The organism is Sphaerisporangium sp. NPDC049002, from assembly GCF_040649355.1.
In the GTDB taxonomy this organism is placed as follows: domain Bacteria; phylum Actinomycetota; class Actinomycetes; order Streptosporangiales; family Streptosporangiaceae; genus Sphaerisporangium.
In genome coordinates this window covers 20,063-27,844 of sequence record NZ_JBEZFH010000087.1, presented here as the reverse complement: position 1 = coordinate 27,844, position 7,782 = coordinate 20,063, and the positions used below count along the sequence as shown (strand labels likewise).

Below are 7,782 nucleotides of genomic sequence, written 5' to 3'. Positions count from 1 at the left end.
CTTTGGAATGCGCCCGCCCGATGCCCGGATGTTAAATTAACACCATGAAGACGGAAAAAGCCGATATTCTATCGCACATAAACGGGTTTATGCCGTGCTTTGCCATAAGTAGTGAAGTGTCGTGCCGCTTGATCTCGCAGAACAGCAGGCTGCTGACGATTCCACGTGTCCGAAGGAGACCGTCAGTGCGCTTCCCTCCGCCTCCAAACTTGCTTGCGCCGGTCGTTATCTGCTGGAGTTTCTGGTCGTCGTAAGAAGTGCAGGAGATCAGGCTAAGCCCATAGCCAAATATCCAAGGGTTGCTTTCAAAGAAGTCTTCCCAGACGGCCTCCGGGCCGGAATCTTTCTCTGCCTCCTTTAGCTGCTTGCGTCGCTGTTCGAAATAGCTGCTATCGGTGAGGTACTTATGGAACACCTGGAGTTGACCTTTGCGGTTCGCGATGATGTCAAGTTCCGCTTGAGTCAGTGAGCCTCCCAATACGGACCTCAATGCCTCGATGATTTGAGATTTATTGCTTGCTTGGAGCAGATTGGCGATTCGGGCGCTGTCATTTCCGACAACCTTGAACTGGTCGGCAGGGAGACTGATCTCGCGGCACTTTTGGAGAAATTCAATAAGTACCCACAAGTTCTGATGGGCTTCGCTTGTGTCGACGGCAGCTCTCACCATCCGAGTTTCTGGAACGTCTGGTATTTCGATGTCAAGGTAAGGCTGATTGGCGGTCTTGGTCTTATCCTTTTTCCAGAATCTGAGGCGCGGTTTATAAGTCCCGTCTTTGTAGATAAGGGTAACGGTGCATAGGGTTGCGACTCTTGCGCCATCGTGAAGAACGAAATCGGTGACGAGGCGCCGTCGGGCCTTGTCGTAGAAGTAGTGGAATGAATCCTGCCCGCTTGGGCGAATCTCTAGCTGGGAAAAATCACCTCCCTCGATTACGAACTCTTTGCTTGCATAAAAAGGAAAATCAATTCTCACTACATCTCCTTGGAGGGTCGCTGCGTAAGGGAGAATCGACTCGCCCGTTTCGGGAGCCTTGAAGGTTGGAGGGAGTCGCGGAGAGCAAGAGTTCATGCTGCCGGTCTGCCGCTCAACTATCTTGGCACGACTTGCCCGGGCGGGACGCCAAGATCAGCTCTATGGAGAGGGGATATAGGCGGGCTTGTGGCGATTTTTCCAAATAGGTCTATTTGTCGCTTCAGCCGTGACCCGCTCTCGCGCCATGCTCTACAAGGTGAACCTTGATCGGGAGTAGTCAAGATGGACATAGCGTCACGGGAGCGAGAGCTAAGAACGACGGTCAGCAAGATCCGGAATATGCGTGGAATGATCTTTCTGGGGGGGAGTGCTTAGACGGGCAAACATCGAGGTCGGACCGCCGTATCAGGCGGGATCGTGGACGCCCTGTAAAACCGTCGGCTCAGCCTACGCAAGTTCGAACCTTGCACCTGCCACACCAGCGCAAAGAGGCCCTTGACCAGTGGAAACACGGTTAGGGGCCTCTTGCTGTGTGTTCGGCTGTTCATGGTCGTCAACGGCGCTCTACGGGGGCTCGCGTCGTATGCGCGTCGGCGTCAGTCGGCCCCTTGGGGCGCCTTCAGGGCCTCGCTGATGAGCTTCCGTGCGGTGGCGCCCTGGCCCACTCCGCGACCTGGGGGCTTGTACGCCGGCGGGCGCCAATCGCGGCCGGCGGCGGGAAACGCAGGCTGCCCGCCGCACCAAGCCGAACGTCGCGGGTAGGCAAGTCATTGTTCCAGCACGGACTTAATCACCGCGCTTGTCGCGGCTGGCAGGCGATCGCAGCGCTGCCAGTGGGCCATGGTCCGAGTGCTTGTCAAGACGCTGAAGATATTGCCGAAGCGCCCGTTATGGCCTCCTTGGGTTCTCTTGTTGTGCTCTCATCCTGGCGTTTGGATCTAGAGGGGTGCTCTTCTGTGGTGCGTCACAAGCGGCGGGTTCCGAACGTCTCACCCGCGCCGCCGCCTGTTCTGCCCGGCCCGGTCCTCTCGTAGTGCGCAGGGCATCGACCTGCGCTGTCTGCCAAGAGAAGGAGTCGTGACCTTGACTGCGCTTACCTACACCATCCTCACCGACCCGACGTCCCTGGAGGCGTCAGTGGACGGGCGGTCTCCGTCCACGGGGACGGTGTATCTGATGGTCACCAACACCGGACAGATGGTGCCCTGGTTGAGGATCGAGGTGAAGGTGCCCATCGGTGACGGCGCCGGCCACCTCAGCCGGGACATCAGCGCGATCAAGCCGAGGGGCGAGTACACCGACACCCAGTCGGGTCCCCAGGCGGACACCCAGCCGGTGATTGTCCAGCCGCAAGGCGCAAACGTCTTTCAGGTCACCTCCCAGAGCGGTCGCATAGAAGGTTTCGCGCCTGGTGACTACATGGTGCTGACACTGGAGAACGTCACCGTCGCTCCCACCGCTGGGGTGGCTGTGCTGATGGCGACCGAGACCATCAGAACCACTAGCGGGTGGCAGGTCAGCGACGCGGCGGTGCCGGTGGTGAAGGCCGCTCCCAGGGAGATTCCGGCACCGTGCGACTTCCGTCCGGACAAGGCCATGGTGGATGCCGGAGAAGGCCTCGCGCTGAGCTGGGACGGATCCAACGACTTCCATTACGAGATCCGGTTCCCCGGCGGGCATGCGGACATCCCCCCGGGCACGCGTACCTGGTCGCCAGCCGAGGCCCCGAAGCGGGCTACCACCTACATCTTGGTAGCCACCGACCCGACCACTCAGAAGCAGCACTTCCTCACCACGACCGTTCAGGTGCGCTATCCCGTCCTGGAAACCCTCACCGCCACGACTGGCATCGACACCCCTTGGGTCCGGGGGACGGCGAACAAGGGGCGCGTCACCTTCACCGGCACAGGCGTGGAGATCCTCAACGACTCCGGAGGGCGGGGGACCGTGACGGCCGACAGGGCCGATCTCAACGGCGTGAACACCGAATGGGTGCAGGGGAGAAGTGCCGACGACGGGAGGATCACCTTCCCCAAGGACGGGCTCAACATCCGCCAGGGAAGCGGGGCATGGGGAACCGTGCACGCCGACAAGGCCGACCTCAATGGCGTGAACACCGAATGGGTGCAGGGGAGAAGCGCCGACGACGGATGGATCACCTTCCCCAAGGAAGGCCTGAACGTGCGCAAGGGGGCCGGACAAGCCTGGGGAACCGTGTTTGCTGACAAGGCCGATCTCAACGGCGTCAACACCGAATGGGTGCAAGGAAGAAGCACTGACGACGGGAAGATCACCTTCCCCAAAGCCGGGCTGAACGTGTACCGAAATGGGACCCAAGAGTGGGGGACTATGGCGGCCGACCAGGCCGACGTGAACAGCGTGATTACCAACCAGGTCCGCGGATCAGGCGAAGGCAAGGGGTATATCCAGTTCCTGGATCAAGACAAGGGCGTACGGATATTCGGGGGTGTGTCCGCCGGCTGGATACGGGGACTTAACGATGGCGAGGCATGGATCCGCTTCAACGAAGAGGGCATATGGGTGCTCAAGAACCAGAACGGCAAGCGTGAGAGCGCGAACGTGGCTTGCGCAGCGGTCAATGAACGGCCCGCGTGATCACGGTGTGATCAGCGCTGTCGGCGGATGACAGGGACAGGGGTCAAGGTCGTTCGTACGTAGGGCGCTCCACCTTGACCCCCGTCCCCTGCTCCCCAGAGGGGAGGGACGACGGCGACAGGATGATCGGCAGGGAAAGGGACGTGAGGCCACTCGCTTCATGATCCGGATGGTGTCCGGAACGGTCAACCGGGGGGAGGGGTCGAGCAAAGGAGAATGACAGGTCAGAGGCTATGAAGTGCTTAGATCCTCGGCCCCTGTAAACCGTCGAAGATCCGAAGTCCGCTCCTCACCCCGGCTCACCGTGCAGTGCGGTTGACTGCGGCTTGCCAGACCCGAACCAGTTGACCATGAGTGCAGGGGGTCGTTAATCGGTTGTCGGTCGCTGTGCGCAGCGCGGATGATTGCGGCCATGGCCACGACACGACGAGCCGACATGTTCACCGCGGACGGCAAGCCGTCGGACGACGACCCGCGTGAGAACGGGCCAACGCTGGGCGACGAGCGCGCCACGCTGGTCGAATCCCTGCGCTGCGCGCGCCTCACGTTGGAGATGAAATGCTCAGGTCTTGACGCCGAGGCCATGGCGCGGCGTTCCGTCGAGCCGTCGACGATGTCGCTCCTTGGGATGGTGCGACACCTGGCCGAGGTGGAGCGTGCGACGTTCCGGGTGATGATGGCGGGCCAGGAGGTGCCCCGGCTGTTCTGCTCCGACACCGACCGTGACGGTGACTTCGATGGTGCGGTTCCCGACCCCCAGGTGGTCGCGGAGGCATGGGACGCATGGCGTGCGGAGGCGGACTTCGCCACGCGGTTCGTGGCCGAGGCGCCCAGTCTCGACATCACCGGAGACGATCCCTTGAATCTGCATGGCAGCGGTGGAGGGCAGATGTCGCTGCGCGAGGTGCTGATCGGAATGATCTGGGAGTACGCCCGCCACATGGGGCACGTCGACCTGTTGCGCGAGCGGATCGACGGACGCATAGGCCAGTGACGAGCACGGGTAGGGCGCGCCGAACCCGTTGAGGCCGCGGCGAGGGCCACCACCGCAGCGATCAGCGGGCGCAGGCCGCGCAGAACTGGCCCACGAGCAGGGCGCCGGAGACGGCCACGGCGAGGACGCCACCGAGCTGGCGGCTGGTGTTCAGCCATCACGGCGTCCCTATGATTCCAAGGCATGCAGTGGTCTGGTGAGCAGCAGCACCCTCCGCGGAAGCGGCACAGGAGCTTCGGAAAGTGGATGAGCCTGGTGGTGGGTGTCGCCATCCTGCTCACCGGCTTCGCCGCGGGTGTCACGGTACCCCGGAAGACGGCGGCGCGTACGGCCCCGTCGGTCCCGCCGGCCAGTGCGACCTCCACCCTCCTGGAAATCCTTGAGCCGAACGTCGAGCAGCGCGCCGCCTACCTCGGGGTTCTGCGAGAGCTGAACCGGCAGTTCGCCTCGAACCCTGACCGTGCGGTGCGCCTGGGGCAGAACTTGTGCCTGGACATCGCCGAGAACATGCCAAAGCCCATGGTGGAGGACAACGCGCTCAAGCAGTTCTCCGGGGCGGTGAACGTGGGCCTGGATCAGGCGCCGGCCATTGTGGCCGCGGCGAACAGGTACATCTGCCCGAAGATCACCATGAATTCCTAAACGCCGACCACCGTTCGGCCGCGCCCTACCGGCGCAGAGTCGGCTCCGGTTACCGCCCCGCGCTCTCTGCCGCCGCCCTTCGGCGCAGCGCCTTGTCCGCCAGGGCCGGGGGCACGTAGTAGCTGTCCGCGCGGTTGAGGTCGGTACCGGGTGGCACGATCTCGTCGATGCGGTCGAGGACGTCCTCGCTCAGCACCGTGTCCGCGCCGGTCAGCAGGTCGTCGAGCTGCTCCATGGTGCGCGGTCCGATGATCACCGAGGTGACGGCCGGGTGGGCCGTGACGAATCCGATGGCCAGGTGCGGCAGCGACAGCCCCGCCTCCGCCGCGAGCTTCGTCAGCTCGCCGACGGCCTGGAGCTTGAGCGCGTTCTCGGGCAGAGAGGTGTCGAACTTGTTCCGCTCGACGGCCGCGCGACCGCTACCGGTCAGGTCGATGTCCGCCGCCTGCGCTTCATGAGGTAGTGCCTCCTGCGGATCGTTTCGTGGGTACGGACTGACAGCTTCCGACTCCCGCCGTGCCCGGCACCGGGCCCGGCCTAACCTGGGTCTGGGTACCTGCATCGAGCAGGGCCGCGCGCACGCCGTCTCCGACGCGGTGGTGGACGCGATCGCGCACGGCGCCGAAAGGGGTCGGCGACGGAGCAAGCGCTGCGGGCCTTGGCGGAGCGGGTCGGCGCGAACGCCTTCTGGAAGGCCTCGGCCTGCCTCGGTCTGCTTTGGTCCCGAGGTGCTTCGGCCGTTGAAGGACCGTAGTGGCAGGGGCTTCCCGTCGCTACGCTTGGAACTCGCCAACGTGCATGGAGGAGCTCATGGCCGCTGGCCCACTGCAGCCGGGCGACCCCCGAGCGTTGGGAGCGTTCCAGGTCGTGGGGCGCCTGGGCGAGGGTGGGCAGGGGGTCGTCTACGAGGGCCTGAGCGCGTACGGCGACCGTGTGGCCATCAAGGTCCTCAAGGGTGGCACCGATCCCGACACCCGCCGCCGGCTGGCCAGGGAGATGGAGTCCGCCCGCCGGGTGGCTCCCTTCTGCACAGCCCGCGTGCTGGCGGCCGAGCTCGACCGGGCGGACCCCTTTGTGGTGAGTGAGTTCGTCGCGGGGCCCTCGCTGCAGGATAGGGTGCGTGACGGCGGTCCCTTGCGGGACGGCGACGTCGAGCGGCTGGCAGTGGGCACGGCTTCCGCCCTCGCGGCCATTCATGGCGCGGGGGTCGTTCATCGGGACTTCAAGCCGGCCAACGTGCTGCTCGGCCCCGACGGGCCCCGGGTCGTCGACTTCGGCATCGCCCGGCCACTCGACGCGAGCACCGCGCCCTCTGTGCTGGCGGGCACCCCGCCCTACATGGCACCCGAGCAGCTCAAGGGAGTGCACGCTTCCCCCGCGGCGGACGTGTTCGCCTGGGCCGCGACCATGGTGTACGCCGCGACGGGCCGGGCGCCGTTCGGGAGTGACACGATTGCCGCCGTCTTCAACCGCCTCCTCAACCACGAACCCGACCTCTCCGGCGTTCCCCAGAGCCTGCTCGACACCCTGGCGACCTGCCTGTCCAAGGATCCCCAGGTGCGCCCCTCCGCCCGGTCGCTCCTGGTCCGGCTGGTCGACCCCACGGCCTCGACCGTCTCGGTTCCCGAGGTCGGCGCGGTGCCCAGCGCGTACGTCCCTCCTGACTGGCCCGGCCTCAGCGCGGCCGGTCAGGCCACGGTCGCACCCGGGCCCGGCGCGACCAAGGTGCTCCCGGCCGACCCCACCAGAATGGAGACCTCACCGCTCCACCCCTCCGCTGGTGCGCCCGCCCCCGCGCCCACGATCGCGGCACCCTACTCCGGAGGGGTGCCCACCGGGGGCGCCGGTACCGCGGCAGGTGACACGGCGTCATCGGGACGGGATGCGACGCCCAGCCGTGCGGAGGGCGGTAGGAGGGGGAGGAGTTACGCCATGCCGGTGATCGCCGTCGCGGCCGCCGCCCTGGTGACGGTCGCCACCGCCGGCGTGCTGTACGCGACGGGGACGCTGGGCCACTCGACCGAGGGAGGGCAGGCTTCCAGTCAGACGGCAGCCGGTACGGCCCCCGGCCGGGAGCGGACGTCCGGATCGTCCTCGGCTCCGGCGGCGACCACGGAAGGGCGGCCCAGCCAGGCGGCCTCTGGTACGACCGCCGACCGGGAGCCGACGTCGGGACCGACGCCGGCTCCGCCCGCCGCGCGGGGCGGCGGGATCCCGGCGGGCTTCGCGGGAACCTGGGCGGGACAGGTCGAGTCGACGGACGGCCGCAAGGACCAGGCCGGTCTGACGATCACCCTGAAGGAGGGACAGTCCACCGCGACGTTGACGCGCGACGATTGCCGGCAGGAAGCCATGCTCACCAGCGTCACGAGCGCCACCGTGCTCCAGTTGAGCGTGCAGCAGCACGATCTGTGCGCCGGTGGAGACGTGACCCTCACGCTGAAGGATCCCGGGACCTTGGACTACGTGGGGCAGGAGGGCGCGAGCGCGGTGGAATATCGCGGGAACCTGCACCGCTCCTGACCACTCAGCCTGCTCCGCTCCTGACCGCTCA

Annotated in this window: 6 protein-coding genes; 4 read left to right on the top strand and 2 right to left on the bottom strand. The window is 65.4% G+C overall.

All coding sequences use genetic code 11. The annotated features are described in order from the left end of the window. Positions 1 to 31: 31 nt before the first annotated feature. Positions 32 to 976, bottom strand: coding sequence for a Shedu anti-phage system protein SduA domain-containing protein (locus AB0B89_RS18800; RefSeq protein WP_358553987.1), 945 nt, complete (start codon positions 974 to 976; stop codon positions 32 to 34). A gap of 1,077 nt (positions 977 to 2,053) precedes the next feature. Between AB0B89_RS18800 and AB0B89_RS18795 the strand changes: the two genes are divergently transcribed. From AB0B89_RS18795 to AB0B89_RS18785, 3 genes are all read left to right on the top strand, one after another. Then, complete coding sequence (locus tag AB0B89_RS18795) at positions 2,054 to 3,592, top strand: hypothetical protein (RefSeq protein ID WP_358553984.1); 1,539 nt, start codon at positions 2,054 to 2,056, stop codon at positions 3,590 to 3,592. A gap of 412 nt (positions 3,593 to 4,004) precedes the next feature. After that, the gene (locus AB0B89_RS18790; protein ID WP_358553981.1) at positions 4,005 to 4,586 is read left to right on the top strand and encodes a DinB family protein; all 582 of its coding nucleotides are present in this window, start codon (positions 4,005 to 4,007) and stop codon (positions 4,584 to 4,586) included. 183 nt (positions 4,587 to 4,769) lie between these two features. After that, positions 4,770 to 5,228, top strand: coding sequence for a DUF732 domain-containing protein (locus AB0B89_RS18785; RefSeq protein ID WP_358553978.1), 459 nt, complete (start codon positions 4,770 to 4,772; stop codon positions 5,226 to 5,228). Between the two features lie 49 nt (positions 5,229 to 5,277). On the opposite strand, the gene AB0B89_RS18780 is transcribed toward AB0B89_RS18785, so the two are convergent. Next, entirely contained in the window at positions 5,278 to 5,790 is a 513-nt protein-coding gene (locus AB0B89_RS18780; protein WP_358553975.1) for an aldo/keto reductase, read from the bottom strand. Between the two features lie 248 nt (positions 5,791 to 6,038). Here AB0B89_RS18780 and AB0B89_RS18775 point away from each other — a divergent pair, with 248 nt between their 5' ends. Then, entirely contained in the window at positions 6,039 to 7,751 is a 1,713-nt protein-coding gene (locus tag AB0B89_RS18775; protein WP_358553972.1) for a protein kinase, read from the top strand. Positions 7,752 to 7,782: the final 31 nt, after the last annotated feature.

Excerpts from the sequence above, each read along its gene's own strand:
- AB0B89_RS18790 (WP_358553981.1), top strand. The coding sequence starts at position 4,005 with ATGGCCACGACACGACGAGCCGACATGTTCACCGCGGACGGCAAGCCG.
- AB0B89_RS18785 (WP_358553978.1), top strand. The coding sequence starts at position 4,770 with ATGCAGTGGTCTGGTGAGCAGCAGCACCCTCCGCGGAAGCGGCACAGG.
- AB0B89_RS18780 (WP_358553975.1), bottom strand. The coding sequence starts at position 5,790 with ATGCAGGTACCCAGACCCAGGTTAGGCCGGGCCCGGTGCCGGGCACGG.
- AB0B89_RS18775 (WP_358553972.1), top strand. The coding sequence starts at position 6,039 with ATGGCCGCTGGCCCACTGCAGCCGGGCGACCCCCGAGCGTTGGGAGCG.